Source organism: Stenotrophobium rhamnosiphilum, from assembly GCF_003052265.1.
Classification (GTDB): domain Bacteria; phylum Pseudomonadota; class Gammaproteobacteria; order Nevskiales; family Nevskiaceae; genus Stenotrophobium; species Stenotrophobium rhamnosiphilum.
Map to the genome: position 1 here is coordinate 109,400 of NZ_QANS01000005.1, position 25,498 is coordinate 134,897.

22 protein-coding genes are annotated in these 25,498 nt (G+C 53.3%); 12 read left to right on the plus strand and 10 right to left on the minus strand.

Annotated features, from left to right (window positions below; genetic code table 11):
* Window positions 1-7 precede the first annotated feature (7 nt).
* The 7 genes from CJD38_RS13390 to CJD38_RS13420 all read left to right on the plus strand — a co-directional run bounded on the left by CJD38_RS13390 (window position 8) and on the right by CJD38_RS13420 (window position 9,805).
* A complete protein-coding gene (locus CJD38_RS13390) occupies window positions 8-1,123 on the plus strand; it encodes a spirocyclase AveC family protein (RefSeq protein WP_107940871.1) in 1,116 nt (371 codons plus the stop codon).
* On the plus strand, window positions 1,116-2,000 hold the full coding sequence (locus CJD38_RS13395; protein ID WP_206363003.1) for an SDR family NAD(P)-dependent oxidoreductase: 885 nt from the start codon (window positions 1,116-1,118) through the stop codon (window positions 1,998-2,000). Before CJD38_RS13390 ends, CJD38_RS13395 begins: the two co-directional genes overlap by 8 nt.
* Window positions 2,001-2,023: 23 nt before the next feature.
* Entirely contained in the window at window positions 2,024-3,739 is a 1,716-nt protein-coding gene (locus tag CJD38_RS13400) for a nitric oxide reductase activation protein NorD (RefSeq protein WP_206363004.1), read from the plus strand.
* Window positions 3,740-3,935: 196 nt separating this feature from the next.
* Window positions 3,936-6,587 carry a TonB-dependent receptor gene (locus CJD38_RS18460; RefSeq protein WP_206363005.1) on the plus strand — a complete coding sequence of 884 codons (2,652 nt, stop codon included), beginning with the start codon at window positions 3,936-3,938 and terminating at the stop codon, window positions 6,585-6,587.
* A 13-nt stretch (window positions 6,588-6,600) separates the two neighbouring features.
* Window positions 6,601-7,407: a CbbQ/NirQ/NorQ/GpvN family protein gene (locus CJD38_RS13410; protein ID WP_107941138.1), complete on the plus strand. Its 807-nt coding sequence runs from the start codon at window positions 6,601-6,603 to the stop codon at window positions 7,405-7,407.
* Window positions 7,408-7,593: 186 nt separating this feature from the next.
* Window positions 7,594-8,376, plus strand: coding sequence for a spirocyclase AveC family protein (locus CJD38_RS13415; RefSeq protein WP_107940873.1), 783 nt, complete (start codon window positions 7,594-7,596; stop codon window positions 8,374-8,376).
* 118 nt (window positions 8,377-8,494) lie between these two features.
* Window positions 8,495-9,805 carry a PQQ-dependent sugar dehydrogenase gene (locus tag CJD38_RS13420; protein ID WP_107940874.1) on the plus strand — a complete coding sequence of 437 codons (1,311 nt, stop codon included), beginning with the start codon at window positions 8,495-8,497 and terminating at the stop codon, window positions 9,803-9,805.
* Window positions 9,806-9,848: 43 nt separating this feature from the next.
* Here CJD38_RS13420 and modA read toward each other — a convergent pair whose 3' ends face one another.
* The 8 genes from modA to zwf form a co-directional block, all read right to left on the minus strand.
* A complete protein-coding gene (gene modA, locus CJD38_RS13425) occupies window positions 9,849-10,613 on the minus strand; it encodes a molybdate ABC transporter substrate-binding protein (protein WP_107940875.1) in 765 nt (254 codons plus the stop codon).
* Between the two features lie 86 nt (window positions 10,614-10,699).
* Complete coding sequence (locus tag CJD38_RS13430; protein ID WP_206363007.1) at window positions 10,700-12,208, minus strand: EAL domain-containing protein; 1,509 nt, start codon at window positions 12,206-12,208, stop codon at window positions 10,700-10,702.
* A 175-nt stretch (window positions 12,209-12,383) separates the two neighbouring features.
* Entirely contained in the window at window positions 12,384-12,887 is a 504-nt protein-coding gene (locus tag CJD38_RS13435; protein WP_107940877.1) for a nuclear transport factor 2 family protein, read from the minus strand.
* Window positions 12,888-12,927: 40 nt separating this feature from the next.
* The gene (locus CJD38_RS13440) at window positions 12,928-13,926 is read right to left on the minus strand and encodes an NAD-dependent epimerase/dehydratase family protein (protein ID WP_107940878.1); all 999 of its coding nucleotides are present in this window, start codon (window positions 13,924-13,926) and stop codon (window positions 12,928-12,930) included.
* 132 nt (window positions 13,927-14,058) lie between these two features.
* Window positions 14,059-14,904, minus strand: a complete 846-nt coding sequence (gene hexR / locus CJD38_RS13445) for a transcriptional regulator HexR (RefSeq protein ID WP_107940879.1) — start codon at window positions 14,902-14,904, stop codon at window positions 14,059-14,061.
* Complete coding sequence (locus CJD38_RS13450) at window positions 14,904-15,875, minus strand: glucokinase (protein ID WP_107940880.1); 972 nt, start codon at window positions 15,873-15,875, stop codon at window positions 14,904-14,906. The genes hexR and CJD38_RS13450 overlap by 1 nt, the downstream gene beginning before the upstream one ends.
* The gene (gene pgl, locus CJD38_RS13455) at window positions 15,856-16,551 is read right to left on the minus strand and encodes a 6-phosphogluconolactonase (RefSeq protein WP_161554240.1); all 696 of its coding nucleotides are present in this window, start codon (window positions 16,549-16,551) and stop codon (window positions 15,856-15,858) included. The genes CJD38_RS13450 and pgl overlap by 20 nt, the downstream gene beginning before the upstream one ends.
* A gap of 4 nt (window positions 16,552-16,555) precedes the next feature.
* The gene (gene zwf, locus CJD38_RS13460; RefSeq protein WP_107940882.1) at window positions 16,556-18,019 is read right to left on the minus strand and encodes a glucose-6-phosphate dehydrogenase; all 1,464 of its coding nucleotides are present in this window, start codon (window positions 18,017-18,019) and stop codon (window positions 16,556-16,558) included.
* Between the two features lie 299 nt (window positions 18,020-18,318).
* On the opposite strand from zwf, the gene edd reads away from it, so the two are divergent.
* Window positions 18,319-20,211, plus strand: a complete 1,893-nt coding sequence (edd, locus tag CJD38_RS13465; RefSeq protein ID WP_107940883.1) for a phosphogluconate dehydratase — start codon at window positions 18,319-18,321, stop codon at window positions 20,209-20,211.
* The gene (locus CJD38_RS13470) at window positions 20,208-20,837 is read left to right on the plus strand and encodes a bifunctional 4-hydroxy-2-oxoglutarate aldolase/2-dehydro-3-deoxy-phosphogluconate aldolase (RefSeq protein ID WP_107940884.1); all 630 of its coding nucleotides are present in this window, start codon (window positions 20,208-20,210) and stop codon (window positions 20,835-20,837) included. Before edd ends, CJD38_RS13470 begins: the two co-directional genes overlap by 4 nt.
* 16 nt (window positions 20,838-20,853) lie before the next feature.
* On the opposite strand, the gene lra1 is transcribed toward CJD38_RS13470, so the two are convergent.
* Both lra1 and CJD38_RS13480 read right to left on the minus strand, forming a co-directional pair.
* The gene (gene lra1, locus CJD38_RS13475; protein WP_107940885.1) at window positions 20,854-21,615 is read right to left on the minus strand and encodes an L-rhamnose 1-dehydrogenase Lra1; all 762 of its coding nucleotides are present in this window, start codon (window positions 21,613-21,615) and stop codon (window positions 20,854-20,856) included.
* 67 nt (window positions 21,616-21,682) lie between these two features.
* Entirely contained in the window at window positions 21,683-22,468 is a 786-nt protein-coding gene (locus CJD38_RS13480) for an IclR family transcriptional regulator (protein ID WP_107940886.1), read from the minus strand.
* A 209-nt stretch (window positions 22,469-22,677) separates the two neighbouring features.
* Between CJD38_RS13480 and rhmD the strand changes: the two genes are divergently transcribed.
* From rhmD to CJD38_RS13495, 3 genes are read left to right on the plus strand one after another with little or no spacing between them, the layout of a single operon-like run.
* Window positions 22,678-23,856 (plus strand): L-rhamnonate dehydratase, encoded by a 1,179-nt coding sequence (gene rhmD / locus CJD38_RS13485; RefSeq protein ID WP_107940887.1) that lies wholly within the window; start codon window positions 22,678-22,680, stop codon window positions 23,854-23,856.
* 18 nt (window positions 23,857-23,874) lie between these two features.
* Window positions 23,875-24,744: a 2,4-didehydro-3-deoxy-L-rhamnonate hydrolase gene (locus CJD38_RS13490; RefSeq protein WP_107940888.1), complete on the plus strand. Its 870-nt coding sequence runs from the start codon at window positions 23,875-23,877 to the stop codon at window positions 24,742-24,744.
* Entirely contained in the window at window positions 24,741-25,490 is a 750-nt protein-coding gene (locus tag CJD38_RS13495; RefSeq protein ID WP_107940889.1) for an SDR family NAD(P)-dependent oxidoreductase, read from the plus strand. The genes CJD38_RS13490 and CJD38_RS13495 overlap by 4 nt, the downstream gene beginning before the upstream one ends.
* Window positions 25,491-25,498 lie beyond the last annotated feature (8 nt).

A 25,498-nucleotide genomic window follows, 5' to 3' on the forward strand; every position in this document is an offset into this window, starting at 1 on the left:
ACTGGTAATGTCGAATCGCGTTAATGCAGCGTTGTCTAACAAGAGTTCAGTAACTACGTGGGTGTGGAGCCTTATTGGCATCACAATCATTTACCTGATTGCCCACTTCTCCGTGATGGGCGCTGTTTCTCCACGCATTTCGAATCCTGAGGCGGTGGGCATCCCTCGCCCTGTCGAGTTTTTATTCGGCTTTAAATACTGGGTGGAGTTCCACGAATTTTTCACGGTCGTGGCGATGGTCGCGCTATTTGTTGGATGCGTTTCTGTTTGGCGACGCACGCCTGGCCATCCTTATGTGCTGATGGCTATCGCTTCAACCGCAATTGTCTGGCAAGACCCGATCATGAACTGGGCGCCGTATGCGGTTTACAACCCGCAGCTCTGGCATTGGCCAGAAGACTGGCCGCTCATCAATATGTCACCCACCGTAGAGCCTTTCATCGTTGTGGGTTACGCGCTGTTTTATTTCGGGCCGTTCTTTCCTGCCGTTGCGTTGCTGAAGCGTTTGCAGGCTAGAAGCACGATGGATGCATTCGTCTGGCGCAAACCACTGGTAAGCCTTGCGCTGTTGATCCTAGTGATCGGCTTCGTGATGGACATGATGCTTGAGGTGTCGCTCATCCGTACCGGCTTGTATATCTACTCGCAAGTCATTCCATTTGGTTCGCTATTCCCGAATACCCCTTTCCAGTTCCCATTGATCTGGGAATCTGCACTGGTCACCCTCGTGATGATCCCGGCAGGTGTGCTCTGCTATCGCGATGACACCGGTCGCACGGTTGCAGAAAAGCTCACACAAAGACTCCGCTTCTTGCAGTCACGCCCAACGCTCGCAACATTTCTGGTGATGTTCGGCATCTTGAACATCGCCTACTTCATGTACGGCGCAGCGTTCGCAGCCATTCGCGTCTCCGGTGCAGCGACAGCAGTTGCCTGCCCTTACCCATTTCCAGAAGCAAAGGTTTACGACCCACAGGGTTATTACGAAAGCGAAGGCCAGCCCGGCCCTTTCTTCGAAGGCTACTGGAACAAGATCACGATCGGACAACCCGATGGCCGTCCCAAGGTAAATCCAATCAAGCCTGATGCTGTGTGCTCACCGAAGGAGAAGCCAAATGCGTAGTGTCGTCATAACCGGCGCCTCGCGCGGACTCGGTCTCGCGTCAGCAACACATATGTATCAACAAGGCTGGACAGTGGTCGCTGCGATGCGATCAATCGAAGCCGGTCTCGAAAAACTACGCGAAGCAACAGGTGCAAAGGTTGGCGATCCGCGTTTGATTGGCGTGAAGTTAGATCTGACCGATATTGCTTCGATTCCCACAACAGCTCGCGCGATTGAAGTAGCTGTTGGTGCGCCCGATGTCATCGTGCATAACGCAGGCGTCGCCGCAGCAGGCGTCGCAGAAGAAACACCTGATGAAGTCTGGCAGCAGTTATTCGCAACCAATCTGTTTGGCCCTGTCGCACTGACCAAAGCACTGTTGCCTGCAATGCGTGCAAAAGGCAGTGGTCGCATCGTTGCGATCTCCAGCATGGGCGCAATTCGCGGCATGCCAATCATCAGTGCTTATTCAGCATCGAAAGGTGCGCTTGAGCGTTGGGCTGAAGCCTTATCGCAGGAAGTCGCGCCATTCGGACTCGGCGTCACTATCCTAGTTACTGGCTCGTTCAACACCGACATCCTGACCGAGCAAACACCAGACTACGGCAATCATCACGGCCCTTACGGCACGATGTACGAAAGCATTCATACCGCAGGCAAAGCTGCCGTCAGCAAAGCCTTGCCACCTTCGCGCTTCGCGCTGGCATTGGCAGAAGCGGCAGAAGATACAGCACCGATTGTGCGACGCACCGTCGGTTCTGATGCAAGCGCGCTGTCCTTTATCTCACGCGTCCTGCCTAGAACATTGGTGCATCACATCATTCGCATGGCGATGAAGATTCCTTCGCAGGGCGCGCTCAGTAGAGCGTCTCTAGCCAAATTGTCGAAGACCTGAAGAAGTCGTAGCTCACGAATCTCGTGAACGACATCAATCACAACAAAGATCTCGCTCGCTTAGGCATGTTGGCCTCGGCACTTTCTCGTCGCGATATCCGTGTTGATCACACTGTTCTTGGCATTCCCGCGTGGACGAACGGAACGGTGATTTATGTGGACGGCAGCGCTGACTTCAGATATCAACTCAAAGAGCTATGCGTTCAGAGCGCCTTGCTCGTAGCAGGCAGCTTGAGTCGAGAGCTTGTTCAACGTTTGGCGCGTCGCCCAGAACTAGCCAAAAGATATCTGGCTGTTGAAGGGCATCGTGCTCTGTCAACGCTTAAAGATGTGTTGCCGCCGGTGATGCAATCGTTGATCGATAACGCAACAGCGTCGCGCTCCAATTCAGCCGCAGATTCTCTGAATATCGCCTTGAGCCGAGAAAGCATTGCGACTCCACCGCAATGCTTCGGTGCAATTCGTGCCCGAGAGTTGCTCGCCGCACATCAGCACGCAGGCGGATCCGGCTCAAGCGGGCAACATGTTCCGCGTCAGCAACAAAAGAAAGAACTAACCGAACTCGCTGAAGATGCCAATCACGACGACGAAGACATCGAAGATTTTGCAACCAGCCCAGTAGGCGGTGGTGGAGGACTAGGCAAACTTCTGCAGAAAATGTTTCAGATGGTACGCAAGGTCAAAGGCGACGGCGCTCTAGGCGCTGATTCTGCTACGCACTGGTCACGATCCGGTGCACGCGCAAAAGTTCGCGCCGTACATTCGACAGCAAGCGCAGAAACTGTTGATGACGCTTTCGGCAAAGGGAAAGGCATTCTCTATCCAGAATGGGATGTTCATCAGCGTCGATATCGATACGACTGGTGCACGGTCAAGGAAATCGATCCGCCCGCTGAGTCACACACATCAGTAATGTGGATGCATCAATACGATCTGCGAAAGCCTCTTGCGCGATTGGGCATGGGGCTTGACCGTTATCACCGTCAAACACAAGGCGATGACATCGATATTGATGCAGCGATTGAAGCGCAGGTTGAGATGATGGCGGGATCAGCGCCTGATGAATCCGTTTACATCGAAAGCAAGCGTCGCCGTCGTGATTTATCAGTGCTCGTTTTGCTGGATATCTCCGGCTCTGTTTCTCAGGAAGGTTCGTCGGGCACCAGTGTTCACGACCAGCAACGCAACGTCGCAGCGGCACTGATAGCGGCATTGCACAAAATTGGCGATCGCGTAGCCCTGTATGCCTTTCACTCGCAGGGCCGATCCGACGTGCATCTGGTTCCCGTAAAGCGCTTTGCTGAGGGATTGGACAACACGGTGATGAGCAGGCTCTACAGCCTCAAACCCGGCGCATATTCGCGACTAGGCGCCGCGATCCGTCATGGCGCGAGCGTGCTGATTGATCGCAGCGGCACATCGAGACGATTACTAGTCGTGCTTTCCGATGGCTTGGCCTACGACCATGGATATGAACCCGCTTATGGCGCTGCTGATGCGCGACAAGCACTAGCCGAAGCGCGACGTGATGGCGTTGGTTGCTTGTGCGTTTGCGTGGGCGCAAACACTGATGCCGAAGTCTTGCGCCGCGTTTTTGGCAGTGCAGCACACGCCACAATTCCAAATCACGATCAGTTGATTCAAACAATTGGTCCGCTGTTCCGTTCAGCACTGCGCTCGACGGATGTTCGCAGAAAATTTTCAAAGCCAAGAAGAAACAAAGAAGAGGTCGCAAGCTGATTACTACATAGGGAACAGACAACGGTTAATGCTCATAGAAGCAGCCGTTTCTGTATCCATGCCTTAAGGCGGGGATGAGGAGAAGAGAATGTACAGATGGACGAATAAATTGATCGCGATCAGTGTCGCATCCTGCATGGGATTGCCACTGATGGTCAGAGCACAGACGACATCGGATTCGACTGAAGATGCAGCGTTGGAGCAACTCCTCGAAAGCCCCGCCCTTTCATCCGATGCACAGCCCGGATCACCGCGTCCAGATGAATCGAGCCCAGCTCCTTCGCCTAGCGCAGCTCAAGCTTCGGTAGCAGATCCTAAAGCGACTAATCCTGCATCCACAGAGCAGAATGCGGTCGCTGCACCAAAAGCAGAGCTGGACCTAGAGAAAGTGGATAAACCATATCCACCTAAAAGAAAGGCGTCACAGCTAGAAGAAATCGTAGTGACAGCACAGAGGCGTGAAGAAAACTTACAGGCCGTTCCGATCTCCATCACGGTCTTAAGCCAAGCCCAACTCTCCAACGCGAATATCACCAACTCTGCCGACTTGGCTCGCTATGTTCCTTCTCTCTCGACCAACAACCGCTTCGGACCAGAAAACGCTTCCTTCACGATTCGCGGATTCACTCAAGACTTTCATACATCCGCTTCTGTCGGAGTTTATTTTGCCGACATGATCGCGCCACGAGGTCAGAGCACGCAGACTTCTGGCGACGGCGCAGGGCCCGGCTCTTTATGGGATCTCCAAAACGTTCAAGTATTGAAAGGGCCTCAGGGCACTTTGTTCGGACGCAATACAACGGGCGGCGCGATCCTGATTGTTCCGAAAAAGCCGACCGACGAATTTGAAGGCTACGTCGACGTCACCGGAGGAAACTTCAATACCAATCATATTCAGGCTGTGGTCAATTTCCCTGTAAATGAAGATTTGAGAATGCGCGTGGGCGTAGACAGAAACCAACGCGATGGAAATCTGACCAACATCACTCGAATCGGCGCGGATAAATTCGGCGATGTGAACTACACCGCAGGCCGTCTCAGTGCAGTGTGGGATATCACCGACAAGATTGAAAACTACAGCATCCTTAGCTTTGTTAACTCGGATACTGCTGGTTATACACAGCAGTTGTATGCGTGTAACAACCCGATCACGCGCCTGACGCAGGCCGGCATCGACGCCTCAGCCATCCTCCCAGGCCTGCAGAATATTCTGACAAGTGGGCGCATTAACCTAACCGATCCGATTCCTGGGGTTCCCATTGGCAGTCCTTTTGCGCTCTTAACCTTTCAATCATGCGAACAACAGCTCGCGGATCAGAAGGCCGCTGGTCAGGGCGGGTTTTATGACGTCGTCAGTGCAATCAAGACGCCGATCACTGTGATCAAAGAGCGTCGCTTCATCAACTCTACAACCTGGAAGATTTCGGACAACGTAACGTTTAAGAATAATTTTTCCTATGCACATCTGTTTACAAAGAATGGCTCAAACATATTTGGAACTCGCTTTCCTGATCACACCGACCTCACTGGTCAACGTGAATTTCCTCTAGGCGCTTCATTAGTTGGCCCAGACGTTCCTGTCACCAATCAGAAAACTGTGGTGGAGGAAATACAACTCCTAGGCGATTACTTTGATCAACGCCTGATCTGGCAGGCCGGGCTGTACTACGAGCACAGCACGCCGGATGGCCTCTCTGGAAACAACTCCGCCTCATTCATTAATTGTGATCTAAGGACTATCGAAGGCCAGCCATCGCAGTACAACTGCTTTGACCCCATACAGGGAATTCTCGGCGGTGTGCTGTCTTATAAGGTCACGATGGACTATCTGAACTTGGCTGCTTACGGGCAAGGCAGCTTTAATTTTACTGATCAGTTCAGCATGACATTTGGCATGCGTTACACCAAAGATAAAACCGAGGGATACGGAGTCAAGAACCTCTATAAATATAATCTCTTCATTCAGCAGGCCCCTACCGTTACCGTACAACGGCCTAAAACTGAAAGTCAGGCGCCAACCGGCATGATTGAGTTCAACTACCATCCAAATGATGGTCTGATGACTTACGCGAAATACACCCGCGGTTATCGCCAAGGCAACGTCAACATCATTGCCGATCCCGGCTTGGATATTCACGAGCCTGAATATATTAAAACCTATGAAGTGGGCTTGAAGAGTAGCTTTGAGTTTCTCATTCCAGGTCGCATTAACGTTGCAGCATTCAAAAATGAATTGACCGACATGCAACTTCAAGGCGGTTACATCTCCACTACTTCGGGCCCGACAACCGCCATTTTTAATGCAGGTAAAGGTGAATCGCAGGGCTTTGAAATTGAATCCACCTTTCAGCCGCTGGAATCGCTGACAGCAAGCCTGTCGTACTCCTACCTGAAAACAAAATTGGTCAAATCAGCAGACTTCTGCGGCAGAGTCGCCGCCGTAGGCCTTCTTGAAGGCATTTCATGTACGCCGATTGCTGACGTTGGCGATGAACTTCCATTTGCACCGAAATCTTCCTACGTGATCAATCTCAACTGGGCCATGCCAGTGCCTGAAGAGTTCGGCCAAGTATCTTTTGGCTCAACCTACGCTTACACCGGCAAGCAACGCGCGGCAGCAACAAGCTCGACACCTTTCGCAATCCTTGAAGATTTCGGAATACTGAACTTGAACCTGAATTGGAACGACATTTACAACAAGTCATTTGACTTCAGCATTGTTGGAACCAACGTTCTCGACAAAAACTACGTGACCTTCACGAGCGGAACATACAAACCATTGGGCGTTGAATCTCGCTCAGTAGGACTCCCCCGCATGATTAGCGCACGACTCAAATACAGCTTCTAAACTTCATATGAACATGCCAACTAAAAACATAAACGCTAGCACTCGACCGTATTACGTTGCGGTTGCGAATGAAGAACAAGTATTCAACGCAGCCTTTCGCCAAGGACTTTCGATTCTTTTAAAAGGACCAACAGGCTGCGGCAAAACGCGCTTTGTCGAAGCCATGGCCCATGATTTAGGCAGACCCTTAATCACTGTTTCCTGTCACGACGATTTGACTACCGCAGACTTGGTTGGCCGCTTCCATCTCAATGGCGGTAAGACTGAGTGGGTGGATGGCCCACTGACTCGTGCCGTACGCGAAGGCGCGATTTGCTATCTCGACGAAGTGGTTGAAGCCCGACAAGATACGACCGTTGTTCTTCATCCTTTGGCGGATCATCGCCGTCAGCTACCACTGGAACGCTTGGGCGTAACGCTCGATGCTGCACCGGGCTTTTGCTTGGTCGTTTCCTATAACCCTGGCTATCAAAGCGTGCTGAAGGATCTAAAAGATTCGACGCGCCAGCGCATGGTGGCTATCGAGTTTGGCTATCCGACTGCAGACGTCGAAGAGAAAATCGTCGAAAAGGAATCGGGTATTGGACATGAGCAAGCTGCTGCACTCGTTCGTCTTGGACAAGCGATTCGCAGACTTGAAACTGGAGGGTTACGCGAAGTGGCCTCCACCAGAGTGCTCATAGCCACGGGCAGATTAGCGTCCGCAGGCTTGACGCTTTCCGAAGCAGCTCGCGCTGCTATCGCAGGCCCATTATCCGACGATCCCAACATCACCAGCGGTTTGAACAAGATGATCGATGTGTATCTGCCTACCTCGTAAGCGCAATCGATCAAGTGCTTAGAGAATTCTTAGTCGTACAGAAGTTCATCAATCTATAGAGGCAACTGCCGTGGGCGCATTAATCATGCTGGGTACGCTTTTGGGATTGATCGTTCTTATCTTCGGACTGGTGCTTCGATTCGATCCAGAAGCACGCGGCGCCTCAAAGCGTAAGGGGAGCTGACAATGACTGAATTAACCCCACTCCTGAAAGCGTCAATCAGCTTTGCCTACATTGGCGCGTTTGTGTTTGTCGCTGCGGGTTTATTTTTAAGTTATCGCCAAGGCCGCCCACACGCGCTCATGCTCCTGTGCATTTCTGCGATTTCTTTCTCGTGGATTGAAGCTCCTTATGATTGGGCAATGTATGCGCAGTTCCCTGCCGCTATTCCGCGCATGCCCTCTTGGTGGCCGTTGAACATGACTTGGGGCGGCCTGCCTGCATCCGTTCCACCAGGCTATATCGCTTACTTCGTTCTTCCTGCCGTGATCGGCGTTGCTGTTGGCCGCTGGATCATCAAAACATTTCAGCTGCGTGCGCCAATTACGCTATTGATCGTGGGCCTTGCTGTTGGAACTCTGTGGGCGCTGATATTCAACGCTGGCCTCGGTGCAAAGCTAGGCGTCTTCTACTATGGCCGCGTTATCGAAGGACTCGCACTTCGTGAAGGCACAAAGAATCAATATCCGCTTTACGACGCGCTCGCGATGGGCGTGCAAATGATGACGTTCACCTATCTGCTCGGACGGACCGACTCAATGGGTCGAACATTGGTTGATGCGTGGGCAGATTCAAAGACAAAAAGCCGCCTGCGTTCGTCCCTACTCTCTATTGCAGCCTTCATCGTCATTGGCCACATCTTGTATCTCTCGGTGTTTATGCCGCATCTCGTCACCAAACAGCTGGGGCTGGTCAATGTTGGCCCGACAGAGCAACTGTTCGAAGGCATACCCAATCAACCGCTTTAGCTACTCAGACAGAGCATTGGAGAAATAACAGGGCCTTTGGTGCCTTTGGCCACAGTGATCAATGCTGGATTCTGCTTTAATCAGCATTCGATATTGAAAGACCAAAGGATGGTCCTCTATGAATGCTCAAGTTCCAGCAATCTTGCTCGCCCTGCTGTTGCCGACCATAGCCGGGGCTACAGATGCCGATAGCTTTGAAAAGAGCACGGGGCCGCGTCCAACGCTGCCTGCGCCCACCAGCTCGATGCTACCAACGCTCCACATCGCACCTGCTAAAAGCTGGCCTGCTGGAGCAACCCCCAAAGCAGCGCCCGGTTTTGCAGTAAAAGCATTCGCAAAGAATCTGGATCACCCGCGCTGGCTCTATGTGCTGCCGAATGGTGATGTGCTTGTCGCCGAATCCGATAGCCCACCGCAACCAGAAGACAATAAGGGCCTTAAAGGTTGGTTTGCGAAGTTCATCATGAAACGTGCGGGCTCTGGTCATCCAAGCGCCAATCGCATTTCATTGCTGCGTGATACCAACAACGATGGCTTTGCAGATGTGCAGACTGTTTTCCTGAAGGATCTGAACTCGCCTTTTGGAATGGCCTTGATCGGCAATGATCTCTATGTCGCCAACACCGACGCAGTGCTGCGTTTCCCTTACAAAGCAGGCGACACGGTTATTTCTGCTGCGGGGAAGAAGTTTGCTGATTTACCGGGCGGCCCACTCAACCATCACTGGACCAAAAACATCATCGCCAGCAAAGACGGCTTGCACCTCTATGCAACTGTTGGGTCTAACAGCAACGTCGCCGAAAACGGCATGGACAAGGAATTTCAGCGCGCAGCAATTTTAGAAATTGATGTAGCGACCGGAAAATCACGAGTGTTCGCATCTGGCCTGCGCAATCCAAACGGCATGGACTGGGAACCTAAAACCGGCGCATTGTGGACCGTCGTCAATGAGCGCGATGAGCTGGGCAATGATCTGGTTCCAGATTATTTGACCTCGGTAAAACCCGGCGCGTTCTATGGCTGGCCCTATAGCTATTACGGCCAACATGTCGACACGCGCGTGACGCCTGCACGTCCTGATTTGGTCGCCAAGGCGATTCCGCCAGACTATGCGCTCGGCGGCCACGTCGCAGCTTTAGGTCTGACGTTTTATCAAGGCAAACTCTTTCCGCAGCGTTACAACGGCGGCGCGTTTATTGGCCAGCACGGTTCGTGGAACCGTAAACCTCGCAGTGGCTATAACGTGGTTTTTGTGCCTTTCAACAACGGCACGGCTAACGGCAAGATCGAAGAAGTGCTGACCGGATTTGTTGATGAAGACGGCGATGCTTTAGGCAGACCGGTTGGCGTTACTGTCGATCAGAAAGGTGCCTTACTCGTCGCCGATGACGTCGGCAATACCGTGTGGCGAGTTGTACCGAACAAGTAATACAAAAGGGGCCCACTGGGCCCCTTTTGTTATCTGATGCTACTTACGGTTTCAACAGAACAAATCCGTATTGCTTGAAGATAGCCGCTGCTTCTGGAGAGTTCGTCAGAAATTGCATCAGCGCTTTTGCTTCTGGACGAGCATTGCTGACAATCGCAAACGGATAAACGATCGACTTGTGCGTGTCGGTCGGGAAACGCTCTAGAACTTCCACCTTGCTGCTGATCGCTGCATCCGTCGCATAAACAATGCCCAGCGGGCACTCGCCGCGCTCAACGAAAGCCAATGCAGTGCGCACGTCATCAGTGCCAACAATGCGGCCCGTCAACGGCGTCCACCAGCCCAGCTTCTCAAGACTTTGCTTTGCATAAATGCCGACAGGAACAACGCCGGGCTCGCCCGTGCATAGCTTTCCCTCAAAGGCTTCTGCGATCTTGAAGTCTTTCTTCATTTCGATTGGCAGACGCCTGCCCTTTGGCGCGATCAGTACCAAATCGTTGCCGAGAAGGTTTACAACTGAATCGGGCGCAATTTTTTTGCGGTCACTGAGATAGTCCATCCAGGACATATCCGCTGACGCGAATATATCTACAGGCGCACCAGCTTCGATCTGCTTGGCCAATGCCGAAGATGCGCCATACGCAAGGCTGGGGGCTGGATGATTCTGCTTCTGCCATTGCACAGAAATGTCATTGAGCGCGTTGGTCAGACTCGCTGCAGCAAAGACGCGAACCGGCTCTTCTGCAAACAGCTGCGTCGAACCCAAAAGCAGGAAACTTAAGACTAAAGAACGGCAAATGAATCGCATTGATTAACTACCCGGGAGATCGCCTCGATATGTATCGTTGTATATATCGATGAGACCTGTCAATTATTGAAGCGATAGCTAGTGCGTCACTGTTTGCCTGAAGCGCTTAGTAGATCAGGTAAAGACATGGGCTTTGAGAACAGCCAGCCCTGCGCGTATTGCACGCCGCGACTGCGCAGAAATTCCGCCTGCACAGAAGTTTCCACGCCCTCGGCGATCATTTTGAGCCCCAAAGATCTCGCCATTTCAACAATGTGCTGCACTACGTGGCTCGTAGCGGCATCCGTGCCGATGGTGTCGACAAAAGATTTGTCGATCTTCAAGTAGTCAATTTCAAAGCTCTCAAGGTACGAAAGGCTGGAGTAGCCCGTGCCGAAATCATCAATTGCTACGGGCATTCCGATGCTTCGTAATTGCCGCACGATTTCGCGGGCCTTTTCTGGGTCTGCAAATCCACGCTCGGTAATTTCGACCAGCAAGTTGCCTGCGCCAGCGCCCGTAGCGATCTTGAGTCCATTCAGCATTCCTACGGTTTCATCAGCATGCAGGTCTTCTGCAGAAAGGTTGATGCCGATATGAAAATCTGGTCTGCGTTTAAATAAATCCGCAGCGTCGTTAGCGATAAGCCCTACGACATGCTGAGTCACCTGCCGAATAAGGCCGGCATCTTCCGCAACAGGGATGAAGATATCCGGACGCACCATTTGGCCATCAGGTCGACGCCAACGAATCAGCGCTTCCGCGCCCACCCACTGGTTTGTCTGCAGGTCAACGATGGGCTGGTAGACCATGAAGAATTCGCCGCGACGCAAGGCTGTTTTCAATATCGTCGGCATCGCCATGCGTTGTCGCGCTCGATAAAGCACCACAATTGATAGCGCGATGCCCACCAACACACCGCCCAGAATGATCAGCGATGCCACAGTGCGTGTACGTTGAGCCAGATGCGCAATAGGCAGCGCAGCTATCGAAGCAATTTCATATCGCTGAGAAGCAACAACAGCGACAACATGATCGCCATCGATGAAAGCAGTTTCACTCTTGCCCGCCAGTGCATCAAACCAACTCGGCTTGATGTAGCCCTTCGACGTGAACACTTGTCCATTGCTCGACGATATGGCCGCCAATGCAAGTCCCTTCGCGTCGGCACGGATATCAAGCGGCAGGTCTTTGTGAATGATGGCTGCGTAGTGTTGGGTCTCAACAACGATGAATGAGATGCCTTTAGCGAATGGCAGCTGCACGTTGGCGCGTATCTTGGCTCCGTCGCGCTGAGTCCAATCGACGGGACCAAGGTTAAGTCCCTTGCCCTCCAGCCCAAGCGATGAGCAAACCAATTGGTTGCCACGCATATAACCAATACTCTGGATATAGCTGGATGCCAGATCAATTTTTCGCATCAACTCAACGCTAGCATCCGAGCAAGGATCAACAGATTGAAGCGCCATCAGCGATGCGACGCCGCGAGTGATTTGATCTGTGGTGCTATCCGAGCGAGCGAGCGCATCTTTGGCATAGTCCAAAGCGCTATTGGTTTCGGTATCGCGCGCTTCTTTTGCAGCCAGATAAATGGCCAACTTAATAGGCGCAGCCACCGCAAGTATTGCGACGGCTACAGTAATTATTTTCGTAATTCTCGGGCCCATTGTCCGATCCCATTTTATGTAGGGCTACCCGATGCGCCGGGCAATTCATCTTAGCTTATCGGAACGCTTTGAGATTTGCGGCGGTTACTGTGCTCAGGCCGATGTGGGCACTGCACAAAAATCTTTATTTCCGTTTACGTGCCTGCTTAAACCGTTCAATAGGCGCAACGAGTTTGGTGGCCAGCCTCATCCACAGTGGAACATTGAATGAATAGCTGTGCTGCTGCCTGCGCGTTTTGATGCGCCAGCCTTCCGGCGTGCGGATGTAGGTGTCGTGATACCAGATGCCAAACATCACTGTGTTTGTTCCACCCAACAGGCTCGGCGCCAACATGGGATTGAAGCAAGAGACCTGCCCCGTCGCGGTATCACCCTCAATCACAAACTGAAAGTTGCCCATCAAGTGCATGTAGCTCTTGAAGAACTTCAGCGTGCGCGGCAGCCACTCTTTAATCTCTGCGTAAGAGCCCTTGATGCCACCGGTCGCGGTGTAATCGATGATCGCGTCTGCTACAAAAACTTGATCAAGCCGATCCCAAGATCGCTGGTCTATCGCATTCGCGTATTCAATCGCGAGCTGCTCTAGATCCATACGATCTTGGAGGGTGTCTAGGAGATTCTGATTCATGGGCAAATCCTGAAAATCCAAACACGATCAGCAAAGAATTTTAAGCGGCGCGGTCGACCTTGAAATGGCCTTTCGCGACGAAGAATGCGATGAGGTCGCCCATGGTTTCTTCCAATGGCCGCGGCGCATAACCCAAATCACGCTCTGCTTTTGAGCGATCAACGATGGGCGAAGTTGCGATGGCGTCCAACGCTGCTTTAGAAAACGGACCGTCTTCCGCGCCGCCGTTCTTGGACAACTTGGAAACCATCGGCGCGATGGCCTGAATGAATCCCATCGGGATCGAGAATTTGGGGCCCGGACGTCCAACGTAGCGCGCAGCCACTCTGCAAGCATCCAGCATTTCGATGTAATGACCACCGAGCAGATAGTTCTCACCGGTGCGTCCACGCTCACTCGCCAGCAGCAAGCCCATCGCGACGTCGCGTACATCCACGAGATCAAATCCACCTGCGACCATCGCAGGAATCTTGCCGCGTGCGGAATCGAGAAAGACGACATTGAGTCGCGAGATCACGCTGCCAAAATCGGTTGGGCCATACACGCCGGTGGGATAACAAATCACGCCATCCAAGCCCTTGGCTACAACCTTCAAGAACTCCTGCTCACCTGCGTACTTGGAGCGGCTGTAAACAGGCAACGCTGCATCGGTCGAGCGCGGCAAGGTTTCTGAGAGCTGGCGATTGCATTTATTCTGATCGAAGGATGCGATCGAACTCACGTGCACCATGCGCTTCACTTTGCAGGCGAGTGCAGCCTCGGCAACGATGCGAACGCCGTCGACGTTAATGGTCCAAGCAACAGGATCTTCCTGAGCCAGCGTGATCTTGGCGACAAGGTGATAAACCACATCAACGCCTTCAAGCGCGGCTTGGATCGAAGCCGGATTAAGAATGTCGGCCTCAATAAACGAGACGCGAGGATCAAGCGATGGGGAGCGGACCCGGTCGATGGCTCGAACCTGATGGCCGGCATCCAAAAGAACCTGGGCGAGATTCAACCCGACGTAACCGCTTGCTCCAGTAATAGCTGCAATCATCTCAATCTTTAATTTAAGGGTGTTTAGTACCCCTAACGTTGCCTTACAAGGCGCCCTTTCCGCCTACTGCGGATCAAGTAGATTGGCCCTGAGAGGGCTAGAACAGGCCGCCCAAACGAGGCTCAAGGCCGCTTAGTCGTCGTAACCCAGCACACGCTTCTGCTTGAGACTGCCCTTGGCGCGCTCCAATTCCTTGGTCAGGCGAACGCCACGCTGCAAGGCAACGCCCACGGCCAATGAATCGATGATGGCCAAATGGGCGATTCGCGAAGTCATCGGCGTGTAGATTTCAGGATCTTCTTCGCAGTCGGCGTATAACGCGACGGTGGAAAGCTTGGCGACAGGCGATCCGCTGTGGGTAATGCTAATAACGTCAGCACCCGCTTCTCGCGCCAGTTCCAAGCTGCGCAACAGATCGATAGTCCGACCCGTATTTGAAATGGCAACAACAGCATCCCCACGTTTCAACATGGTGGCGGCCATGCTGTGGATATGCGGATCTGAATAAGCGACTGAGTGAACACGCAGGCGGAAGAATTTGTGCTGCGCGTCCTGCGCAACGATGCCGGAATTTCCCTGGCCATAAAATTCGATCTTGCGCGCAGCACTTAGAATTTTTACTGCGCGCTGCAGCGCTTTCATATCCAGCTGATTCCGCACTTGGATCAAAGCGGCGATGCTGCTATCGAAAACCTTTGCTACCAAATCCGGCACAGAATCATTGGGGCCCACATCGCTGTGTACATAAGACACGCCTGTAGCGAGACTGCGTGCGAGATGAAGTTTGAAATCTCGATAGCCGTCGCAGCCAGCGGCTCGACAGAAACGCAGAACGGTGGGCTCGCTTACTTCAGCCAGTTCAGCAATCGCGCTAATCGAGAGACTCAAAACCTGATTGGGTCGCGCAATTACAAGATCAGCGACGCGTTGCTCAGATTTTCTGAGCTGTTCTCGCAGACCTTTTACGCGTGTCAGCATCAGGGCGCATCCAAGGCAATGGCAGCGCCAATCAACGCAGGGTTATCAGCGTGAATCACATACGCAGGGATCGGAATCAGATATTCCGACATGCGACCTTTGGCCTCAAAGCGCGCACGAAATTTGGACTGATGGAAATACTCACCGAGCCGCGGCACGATGCCGCCACCGATATACACACCACCGCGCGAGCCAATGGTTAAAGCGAGACTGCCTGCTGCGTTACCGAGCAAACTGCAAAACAGTGACAGTGCCTCTGCGCAATCAGCGTCTTCGCCAGAAAGACCACGCTGGGTGACTTCTGCTGGCGTTAACGTCAGCGGTGATCGGCCAGCAAGCTGTGCCACCGCGCGATACAAATTGCACAAGCCCATGCCTGAGAGCACACGCTCTGCCGAAACATGTCCGAACTCGCGTCGAAGGATGGCGATGATTTCCGCTTCGTAATCGTCAGCGGTCGCAACGGTGATGTGCCCGCCTTCGCCTGACAGCGGCACCCAACGTCCCTCGCCCGCTGACAGCAACGCAGAAACACCCAAGCCAGTGCCAGGTCCGAGCAAAGCGCACGCTCCAAGCTCAACACGCTCACCACCACCGAGCTGACGCAATTCATGCGAAGCCAAATGCGGCAAAGACATTGCAAGCGCAGCAAAGTCGTTGAGCATCAGCAAGCGATCCAGATGCAAATGCTTGCGAGCTTGCTCAGTTGAAAACGCCCAATGCTGATTGGTCATCTTGATTGCATCGCCAGTCACCGGATTGGCAATCGCAACCGCTGCTTCAGTCACATGCGGCGAACCACTGAGCTCTAAGAAGCGCTCAACGGCATCAACAAAATTTGGGAAGTCGCCAGTCGGCAGCGTTTTGCACTCAACTGGCTCACGAGCGCCATCGCGCAACAAACCAAAGCGCGCGTTGCTGCCGCCAATATCGGCGACCAAACGCAAAGGCTTATGGGCTCCAGTAGACATGCACAGGTACCTGTTTCTGATGAAGGATGAAGCTAATCGGCATCCCAACCGTCGGGCCAGCACTCAAGGCGCGACGATAGACGTTTAGCTTACTGTCTCCACGAATAAGTATGTCGATCTGGCGACTTTGCAAAAGCGCTGGCAGCGTCAGACTGATTCTGCGATGCGGCGCAGTCACTGGATCGAGAATCATGCAGCTGCGGCCAGAATTTAAATCCAGCGCTTGCGCTAACTGCGGCGCCTGCGGAAATAGCGATGCTGTATGTCCGTCATCGCCCATGCCTAGAACGACTACATCAAGTGGCGTCGATAGCTTCTTCAATGCTGCTTCGGCTTGGCGCTCGCCGTCTGGCACTGGCGTTAAAGAAGCGTCAGACAAACCACTCAGCACGGCTGTTGCAGCTGCGCCTTGCAGCAAATGCCGACGAATCATGGCCTCGTTGTTATCTGCATGGTTGGCATCGACCCAACGATCATCTGTCGGCAGAACACTAACGGCAGACCAATCGAGTTCATGCGCGCTTAAAGCGTTGAGAAAATCAGCAGGCGTACGTCCGCCAGAAACCACCAAGCTCGCCTTGGATCTGGCAGCTAAGGCTTCACGCAATTTGGCAGCCGTGGCAGCAGCCAATGCTGATGCCAGCTCTTGATCAGAAGTAAAAAAGTGTTCAGACAACAAACTAACTTTCCTCTGGCCAAGACGACCCTTCACGCGCGAGCAAGGCACTGGCAGCGGCTGGGCCCCAGCTACCCGCGGTGTATGACTTCGGCTTTTCGTCGCTGCTATTCCAAGCATCGAGAATAGGCTCGACCCAGCGCCAAGCGGCGTCAAGTTCATCGCGACGCATAAACAAGGTGAGCTTGCCGCGAATGACGTCCATCAACAGACGCTCATAAGCATCCATTGGTCGCTGTTTGAACTGCTCAGAGAAATCGAGATTCAAACTCACAGGCTTGAGTTGCATCTCATTGCCCGGTTCCTTGGCCATCAGATACAGCTTCAGCTCTTCTTCAGGCTGCAGCTGAATGATCAGTCGATTGCCTTGAATGCCGCCTTTGGGTGGCGGAAAGATTGAATGCGGAACGTTGCGGAAATTGATCACAATCTCAGCGACGCGATCTTGCAGGCGCTTACCAGTGCGCAAATAGAACGGCACGCCGGACCAACGCCAGTTATTGATTTCCGCCTTGAGCGCAACAAATGTTTCAGTGTTGCTGCTGCTGGAAATACCTTCTTCCTGCACGTAGCTAATAACCGGCTGACCATCAATCGCACCTGCGCGGTACTGACCACGCACGGTCGAACCGCGAACCGTCTCTGCCGTCATTGGCACCAGACCGCGCAGCACTTTTAGCTTCTCGTCACGCACCGCATCAGGGTCAATACTCGATGGCGGTTCCATTGCAATGATGCATAGCAGTTGCAGCAAATGGTTTTGAACCATATCGCGCATTGCGCCAGCCCGGTCATAGAAATCACCGCGCTTTTCTACGCCGACACGCTCTGCGATGGTGATTTGAACATCACGCACCCAGGAGCGACTCCATAGCGGTTCGAACAAGGCATTGCCGAAACGCAGCGCCATCAGATTCTGCACAGGTTCTTTGCCTAGGTAATGATCGATTCGATAAATCTGCGATTCATCGAAAACACTACCAACGCGTGCATTGATCTCTTGAGCAGAGGCCAGATCGCGACCCAGCGGTTTTTCAAGAACTACGCGAGAGTTGCTGTGGATTAAATTCGCGACTGAAAGATTTTCACAAATTGACGTGAATAGATCAGGGGCAGTCGAGAGATAAAAAACTCGGACTTTTGCAGCGGAGTCTTTAAGAAAATCTGCGAGCGCGGAAAAGTCGGAGGCGATTCCAGCATCAACACGCAGATATTCGAGGCGTTTGGCGAAGACGTTGAATAAGGTCTCGCTGAACAGGCCTTTTTCAATATTGAGAATGCAATGCTCTTTGACCTGAGCAACAAATTGCTCGCGCGTCTGCTCTTGTCGAGCAACGCCAATGATGCGGCCGTGTGCTGGAAGGTCTCCAGCAACATGTCGGGAATACAGTGCGGGAAGTAGCTTGCGAAGCGCCAGATCGCCGCTGCCACCGAACAACACCAAGTCAAACGATTCCACCTGCTGCACGGCTGCTCCTTGCAATGAATTTCATCAACGTGCGAACCCAAAACAGGCTCACCGTTAAATTTATGTAGTTAATTTACACAAAAGCCATCTAGCGATAACAGTGTGACGTAAGCGCCCTAGGACAGGCAACAACGCCTCACAGCACCCATATATTGGGATAAATCGATAATTTTCACAACATTTTGGGCGCTCCTCCCTTGGGACGTCCAATTTTATGTTGCTATACTACATAAATATGACGGGTCGTCCGTCCGCCCAAATTACCGATCGTTAGCGTCATCAACGAGGCCCGCACCCAGATGGAACTCGATAAAACTCTCAGTGAAGTCACCGATAGAATCTGCAATCGCAGCCGCGCAAGCCGTGCCAGCTATCTGAAGCGGATTGAAGTCGTTGCCACGCAGCACCCCAGAAGAAGCAAACTGGGCTGTACTAATCTGGCGCACGCCTTTGCAGCTTCGGCACCCGATGACAAGAAAGCACTACGCGCTTTCAACTTCGCCAATATCGCCATCGTCTCCGCCTACAACGATATGTTGTCGGCACATCAGCCTTTTGCACGTTACCCAGACCTGATCAAAACCGCCGCCCGCAAAGCCGGCGCAGTGGCACAGTTCGCTGGCGGCGTTCCCGCGATGTGCGACGGCATCACGCAGGGCGAGCCCGGAATGGAGCTGTCTCTGTTCTCGCGCGACGTCATTGCGATGTCCACCGCAGTCGCACTGTCACACAACACCTTTGATGCGGCTTTGTACTTGGGCGTGTGCGACAAGATTGTTCCGGGCCTGCTCATCGGTGCGCTTCAGTTTGGCCACCTGCCCGCGATCTTCGTACCCGCAGGTCCAATGACTACTGGCATGAGCAATGCCGAGAAATCGCGCGTACGCCAACTGTTCGCACGCGGAGAACTCAGCCGCGAAGAATTGCTGGAGGCCGAATCCAAGTCCTATCACGGCCCGGGCACCTGCACTTTCTACGGCACCGCCAACAGCAATCAGATGCTGATGGAAGTCATGGGCCTGCACCTGCCCGGCGCTGCGTTCATCAACCCCAATACACCGTTGCGCGATGCACTCACGGTCGCCGCAACAGAGCGCGCCGTTCGCATTACCGCCTTGCATGAGGAGTACACACCGATTGCACAGGTGATTGATGAGCGCGCCATTGTTAACGGCATTGTCGGCCTGTTGGCCACCGGCGGCTCAACTAATCACACGATCCATCTTGTAGCGATTGCTCGCGCAGCGGGCATCCTGATTAACTGGGACGATTTCAACGATCTCTCTGCCGTCATTCCCTTGCTGGCCAAGGTTTATCCGAATGGCAGCGCCGACGTAAATCAGTTCCACGCCGCTGGTGGCGTCGGCTTCTTGATTCGCGAACTGCTTAGCCGCGGCCTGCTGCATGAGAACGTGATGACTGTCGCTGGGCGCGGACTCTCGCGTTACACCGAAGCGCCTCAGCTCGACAACGAAAAATTGTCTTGGCAGCCAACCCCCATCAATAGCCTTGATGAATCTGTGCTTGCACCAGCAAGCAAACCTTTCCAAGCCGATGGCGGTTTGCGTTTGCTCCGCGGAAATTTAGGCCGCGCCGTTATTAAATCTTCTGCTGTTGCGGCCAAGCACCGCCGCGTTCACGCGCCTGCGCTGGTGTTCAATAGTCAGGAAGAAGTGATTGCCGCTTATGAGGCCAGACAGCTGCAACGCGACTTCATCGCGGTCGTACGCTTTCAAGGCCCACGCGCAAACGGCATGCCTGAGTTACACAAGCTCACACCGCTACTGGGCGTTCTTCAAGACGACGGCTTTCATGTCGCGCTCGTCACCGATGGCAGAATGTCTGGCGCATCTGGAAAAGTCCCCGCCGCAATTCACGTCAGCCCAGAATGTTTGGCTGGTGGCCCGCTAGGCAAAGTACAAAACGGCGATATGGTGCTGCTCGATGCCGAGCACGGCATTCTGGAAGTCGAAGTGGCTGGCGACGTCCTAGCTTCACGATCCGCCGATGTCGTTGATCTCAGCGCCAATGAATTTGGCATGGGCCGCGAACTCTTCAGCATGTTCCGCTCACAAGTCTCAAGTGCAGAGCAAGGCGCAATTACTTTTGGCCATACTGCTGAAACCAACACGCCCGCACCTCAACGTCCATCAGAACACTTCACCGTACTGTCAGCTGAGGCTGAAGCATGAATACCACTGAGCTTATGAAACTCTCTCCAGTCATTCCGGTGATTGTGATTGATGATGAATCCCATGCCGTGCCAATGGCGCGTGCCTTGGTCGCTGGTGGAATTCGCGTTCTAGAAGTGACGCTCAGAACACCAAGTGCACTTGCTGCGATTCGCAATATTTCTCGTGAAGTGCCCGACGCGATTGTTGGCGCAGGTACGGTTCTCAACCCTGAGCATTTGCTTGCAGCTGCGGATGCTGGCGCGCAGTTCGCTGTGAGTCCCGGTCTGACTCAAGCCTTGGCAGCCGCAGCCAAATCCTCTGGCTTGGCACTGTTGCCAGGCGCCGTAACGCCGTCTGAAATCATGCTGGCGATGGAGCTTGGATTTAACAATCTGAAGTTCTTTCCCGCTCAACAATCCGGCGGCGTTGCCATGTTGAAGGCGCTGCATGGCCCTTTCGGCTCCACAAAGTTTTGCCCTACAGGTGGCATTTCTCTGGAGACAGCTGCGGAGTATTTGGCGCTAGAGAATGTCGCCTGCATCGGCGGCTCATGGCTAACGCCAAAAGCTTTGATGCAGAAGCAGGACTGGGCAGGAATACAGCAACTCGCAGAACAGGCAGTGACGCTACTCAGAAAAAAGTAGCGTCACGCAGTAGCTGTTACTGCAAATTCACAAACATGCCGCCGTCAACGAGCAACGAAGACCCTGTGACGTAGCGCGCCAAATCTGAAGCCAGAAATACAACGCAGCCTGCGACATCATCGGGCTCGCCCAATCGGCCTAGTGGAATACGGCCTTCCATGTATTTTTTCTTGGCGGGATCCGCCAAGTCTTCCTTGTTGATGTCAGTCGCGATCGTACCTGGCAAGACTGAATTACAACGAATGCCATAACGTCCAAGCGCAATTGCGCAGGACTGCATCAGCGAGTGCACGCCTGCTTTGGTTGGCGTGTAATGCGTCTGCATTTCGCCGCCGACCAATGCGCTAATCGAACTGATCGCAACAATCGCGCCGCCCGATCCCTGTTGCTGCATGCGCTTGGCAGCGGCTTGAACCATGTAATAAGCACCATGCAGATTCACACGCATCGTGCGTTCAAGAATCTCTGCGGGCATATCAAGGAAAGCATGAAACGGACAAATGCCTGCATTGCTTACAAAGACATCAATCTTTCCGAAAGCTTTTACCGCAGCTTCGACAAAAGCCGGTGCGGATGCTGCATCAGCAACATCGCCTTTCACCGCAATCGCGCGCTTACCTAAAGCTTCAATCTCAGCAACCACAGCAGCCGCGGCTTCTGGCTCATTCAGATAATTGATTGCGACATCTGCGCCCTGTTTTGCACAGGCAATCGCGGTCGCGCGACCGATACCGTGTGCCGCACCTGTGATCAAAACCGTTTTACCTTGCAGCAGCATTGACCGTCTCCCCCATATTTTTAGAGTCGATTTTTATAATTGATTTTTATAATTGATTTTTTACAGATTACTGCGGCTCGCTCCAGCCGAGTTCACGGCTGATCGCTGCAGTTGTTTTCTTCACTTCAACAACCAGCTCTGCCATGCGCGCATCACTCATATATTGAGCAGCGCTGGAGAGACTGATTGCAGCAATGATGTTGCCGCCCGCTTCGCGAATCGGCGCAGCGACACAGCGAATCTGATCTTCGTTCTCTTCAAGATCGAAGGCGTAGCCCTGCCGCGCATAAGTGCGCATGCGTTTTACCCATGTCTTGAAGAAACTTTCCGACGCATTCTTGCCGGTTTCAGAGAGATACAAGTCATGCCAGCTAGCTTCGTCTTCATCGAGAATCAGCGCCTTGCCCAATCCCGTTGAGGTCACAGGCTGACGTTCGCCAACACGCGAACTAATCTCTACGCGACGACGCCCTGGAATCTTGTCCAAGTAAAGCGCACGGCGTCCTTCAAGCGAACCCAAATGCACGGTGTCTTCAGAAGCCAGCGCAAGCGCTTCTAGATGCGGCGCAGCAATGCGGATGATGTTCATCTGCTGACGCGCGCCATAGCCGAGCTCTAAAAGTTTTGGCCCCAGGCTATAGCCTTCGCGGGGAACGAAAGCGAGATAGCGACGCTCGACCAACACTGAAGCAAGTCGATGTGCCGTGCTGCGCGTGAGTTCGAGTTTCTCTGCAAGCTCAGCAAGCCCAATGACACCTGCTGCCGCAGCTTCGAGTACATCGAGGCCACGTAATAGTGTTTGGCTGCCAGAAGGAGCGGCGGAATCTGCGGTAGTAATTTTGCGTTTGGCCATATTCTTAGGTTGACTGTTTATATCCCATATATTAATATTATATCCCATAATATGAAATATACAAGCAGCAATGATTGCTTGAGCCGAGGGGAGAGACGAGATGAATGATCCGATCAGGATGTCAGCAAAGCGATGCCCCATCGCGGCAACGTATTTAGTTTAAACACGACTACGCTCACACCACTCTGCTTACCAACCAGACTATAGACATGACCTTTCCACTGATTAAACACGTTCGCGCATTTGTTGTTCGTGGCGGCGGCGCCGATTACCACGATCAGGGCTCTGGCCATTGGATTGACGATCACATCGCCACGCCGATGAGCCGCTACCCTGAATATCGCCAGAGCCGTCAAAGCTTCGGCATCAACGTTCTCGGCACCTTGGTTGTCGAGATCGAAGCAGCAGATGGCACGGTTGGTTTTGCAGTGACCACCGGCGGCGAACCCGCTGCTTATATTGTTGAGAAGCACCTCGCTCGTTTCCTCGAAGGCGCCAGCGTCACCGACTACGAGAAGATCTGGGACCAGATGTACTTCTCGACGCAGTTCTATGGTCGCAAGGGCTTGGTCGTCAACGCACTCAGCGGCGTTGATCTCGCGCTATGGGATTTGCTCGGCAAGCTGCGCAAGGAGCCGGTCTATCAGCTGCTCGGCGGCAAGGTTCGCGAAGAACTGCAGTTCTACGCCACCAGCTCGCGCCCTGACCTCTCGAAGAAACTCGGCTTCATCGGCGGCAAGATGCCACTGCATCATGGTCCAGCTGAAGGCGAAGAAGGCCTGAAGAAAAATATTGCTGAACTCGCAGAGATGCGTGAACGCGTTGGTGATGACTTCTGGCTGATGCTCGATTGCTGGATGAGCCTTGATCTCAACTATGCAACGCGCCTCGCACACGAAGCGCACAAGCACGGCCTCAAGTGGATTGAAGAAGCACTGAGCCCGGACGACTACTGGGGTTATCGCGATCTGAAAAAGAACGCGCCGAAAGGAATGCTCGTCACCACCGGTGAACATGAAGCCACACGTTGGGGCTTCCGCATGCTGTTGGAAATGGATTGCTGCGACATCATTCAGCCTGATGTGGGCTGGTGCGGCGGCATCACCGAACTGATCAAGATTTCTGCACTCGCAGACGCACGTGGCGTAATGGTGATTCCACACGGCTCCAGCGTTTACAGCTATCACTTCGTCATCACGCGTCACAACAGCCCGTTCGCCGAGTTCCTGATGATGGCGCCGGATGCAGACAAGGTTGTGCCGATGTTCAACCCGCTACTGCTCGATGAGCCAGTGCCGGTCAATGGTCGCTTGAAGCTGGACGACAAACCCGGCTTCGGCGTGCAACTGAATCCAGCATGCAAACTCCATCGTCCGTACACGCATTAATAATCCGAGCGCACTCATATGAAATTGCTACGCCATGGATTGGCAGGCCAGGAAAAACCCGGACTACTCGACAGCAACGGTGTGCTGCGTGATTTGTCCGGCGTCATCGCTGACATCACTCCGCAAGTTCTTTCGAAAGCTGGACTGGCAAAACTCGCTGCGCTGAACACAAATGATTTGCCAATCGTTGCCGGCAATCCTCGTCTCGGCGTACCTGTTGCTGGCATCAGCAAGTTTCTCGCTATCGGCCTCAACTTCGCCGATCACGCAGAAGAATCAAAGCTGCCGATTCCAACTGAGCCTGTGCTCTTCACCAAAGCGATCAGCTGCCTGAACGGCCCCAACGATGACGTGATGTTGCCGAAGGGATCGAGGAAAGGTGATTGGGAAGTTGAGCTCGGCTTCATCATCGGCCGCACCGCGAGCTACGTCGAAGAAGCTGAAGCACTCGATTATGTTGCTGGTTATGTTCTGGTGAACGACGTCAGCGAACGCGAATTCCAGATCGAGCGTGGCGGCAGCTGGGACAAAGGCAAAGGCTGCGACACGTTTGGACCTGTCGGCCCTTGGCTGGTCACGTCTGATGAAGTTGGCGATCCGCAAGTTCTGGATATGTGGCTCGACGTCAACGACAAGCGCATGCAAACCGGCAACAGCCGCACGATGATCTTCACCATCGCCCAGCTGGTCAGCTACATCAGCAAATTCATCACGCTGCACCCCGGCGATCTGATTATTACCGGCACGCCACCTGGCGTTGGCCTCGGACAAAAGCCAGAGCCGATCTATCTGAAAGCTGGCGACACCATGAGCCTTGGCATTGCCAAGCTCGGCGAGCAGAAACAAAAAGTTGTCGCCTGGCACGCCACCGATGAGTCAAACGCATGAGCACCTTCGCAGGTCGTTTTGCAGGACAGACTGCAGTCATCACCGGCGGCGCTTCAGGCGTTGGTCGCGAACTCGCAGCTCGTCTGACAACAGAAGGTGCGACCGTCAGCATTTGGGATCGCGACGAATGTGCATTGTCAGAAGCGATTCAATTTACCGGCGCCATTCACAGCAAGGTTGTTGACGTAACTGACGCGGCGCAAATCTCTGCAGCCGCACTAGAAGCTAATACCAAATTAGGTCGCATCGATATTCTCGTGGTCAGCGCTGGCATCACCGGCCCCACCACCACGCTGTGGGATTACCCGCCAGAAGACTGGCATCAAGTCATTGATGTCAATTTGAACGGAACCTATCACTGCTGTCGTGCAGTGGTGCCTTACATGCTGAAGAATGATTACGGCCGTATCGTCAACATCTCTTCGGTCGCAGGCAAAGAGGGAAACCCCAACGCATCTGCGTATTCCACGTCGAAAGCTGGCGTCATCGGCCTGACCAAATCACTCGGCAAGGAATTGGCGAAGACCGGCATTCGCGTTAACTGCGTGACACCTGCAACCTTTCGCAGTCCGATTCTTGCGCAGCTGACGCAAGGCCAGATCGACTACATGCTGTCGCGCATTCCGATGGGTCGTATCGGCGAGACCGAAGAAGTCGCTGCGCTGGTTTCATGGTTGGTGAGTCGCGAGTGCTCGTTCAGCACCGCTGCGACGTTTGATATCTCTGGCGGTCGGACGACTTACTGAGATCGACA

Excerpts from the sequence above, each read along its gene's own strand:
- edd (WP_107940883.1), top strand. The coding sequence starts at position 18,319 with ATGGAACTCGATAAAACTCTCAGTGAAGTCACCGATAGAATCTGCAAT.
- CJD38_RS13395 (WP_206363003.1), top strand. The coding sequence starts at position 1,116 with ATGCGTAGTGTCGTCATAACCGGCGCCTCGCGCGGACTCGGTCTCGCG.
- hexR (WP_107940879.1), bottom strand. The coding sequence starts at position 14,904 with ATGCTGACACGCGTAAAAGGTCTGCGAGAACAGCTCAGAAAATCTGAG.
- lra1 (WP_107940885.1), bottom strand. The coding sequence starts at position 21,615 with ATGCTGCTGCAAGGTAAAACGGTTTTGATCACAGGTGCGGCACACGGT.
- CJD38_RS13440 (WP_107940878.1), bottom strand. The coding sequence starts at position 13,926 with ATGATTGCAGCTATTACTGGAGCAAGCGGTTACGTCGGGTTGAATCTC.
- CJD38_RS13390 (WP_107940871.1), top strand. The coding sequence starts at position 8 with ATGTCGAATCGCGTTAATGCAGCGTTGTCTAACAAGAGTTCAGTAACT.
- rhmD (WP_107940887.1), top strand. The coding sequence starts at position 22,678 with ATGACCTTTCCACTGATTAAACACGTTCGCGCATTTGTTGTTCGTGGC.
- CJD38_RS13490 (WP_107940888.1), top strand. The coding sequence starts at position 23,875 with ATGAAATTGCTACGCCATGGATTGGCAGGCCAGGAAAAACCCGGACTA.
- CJD38_RS13435 (WP_107940877.1), bottom strand. The coding sequence starts at position 12,887 with ATGAATCAGAATCTCCTAGACACCCTCCAAGATCGTATGGATCTAGAG.
- CJD38_RS13420 (WP_107940874.1), top strand. The coding sequence starts at position 8,495 with ATGAATGCTCAAGTTCCAGCAATCTTGCTCGCCCTGCTGTTGCCGACC.
- CJD38_RS13480 (WP_107940886.1), bottom strand. The coding sequence starts at position 22,468 with ATGGCCAAACGCAAAATTACTACCGCAGATTCCGCCGCTCCTTCTGGC.
- CJD38_RS13470 (WP_107940884.1), top strand. The coding sequence starts at position 20,208 with ATGAATACCACTGAGCTTATGAAACTCTCTCCAGTCATTCCGGTGATT.
- CJD38_RS13410 (WP_107941138.1), top strand. The coding sequence starts at position 6,601 with ATGCCAACTAAAAACATAAACGCTAGCACTCGACCGTATTACGTTGCG.
- CJD38_RS13450 (WP_107940880.1), bottom strand. The coding sequence starts at position 15,875 with ATGTCTACTGGAGCCCATAAGCCTTTGCGTTTGGTCGCCGATATTGGC.
- CJD38_RS13415 (WP_107940873.1), top strand. The coding sequence starts at position 7,594 with ATGACTGAATTAACCCCACTCCTGAAAGCGTCAATCAGCTTTGCCTAC.
- modA (WP_107940875.1), bottom strand. The coding sequence starts at position 10,613 with ATGCGATTCATTTGCCGTTCTTTAGTCTTAAGTTTCCTGCTTTTGGGT.
- CJD38_RS13495 (WP_107940889.1), top strand. The coding sequence starts at position 24,741 with ATGAGCACCTTCGCAGGTCGTTTTGCAGGACAGACTGCAGTCATCACC.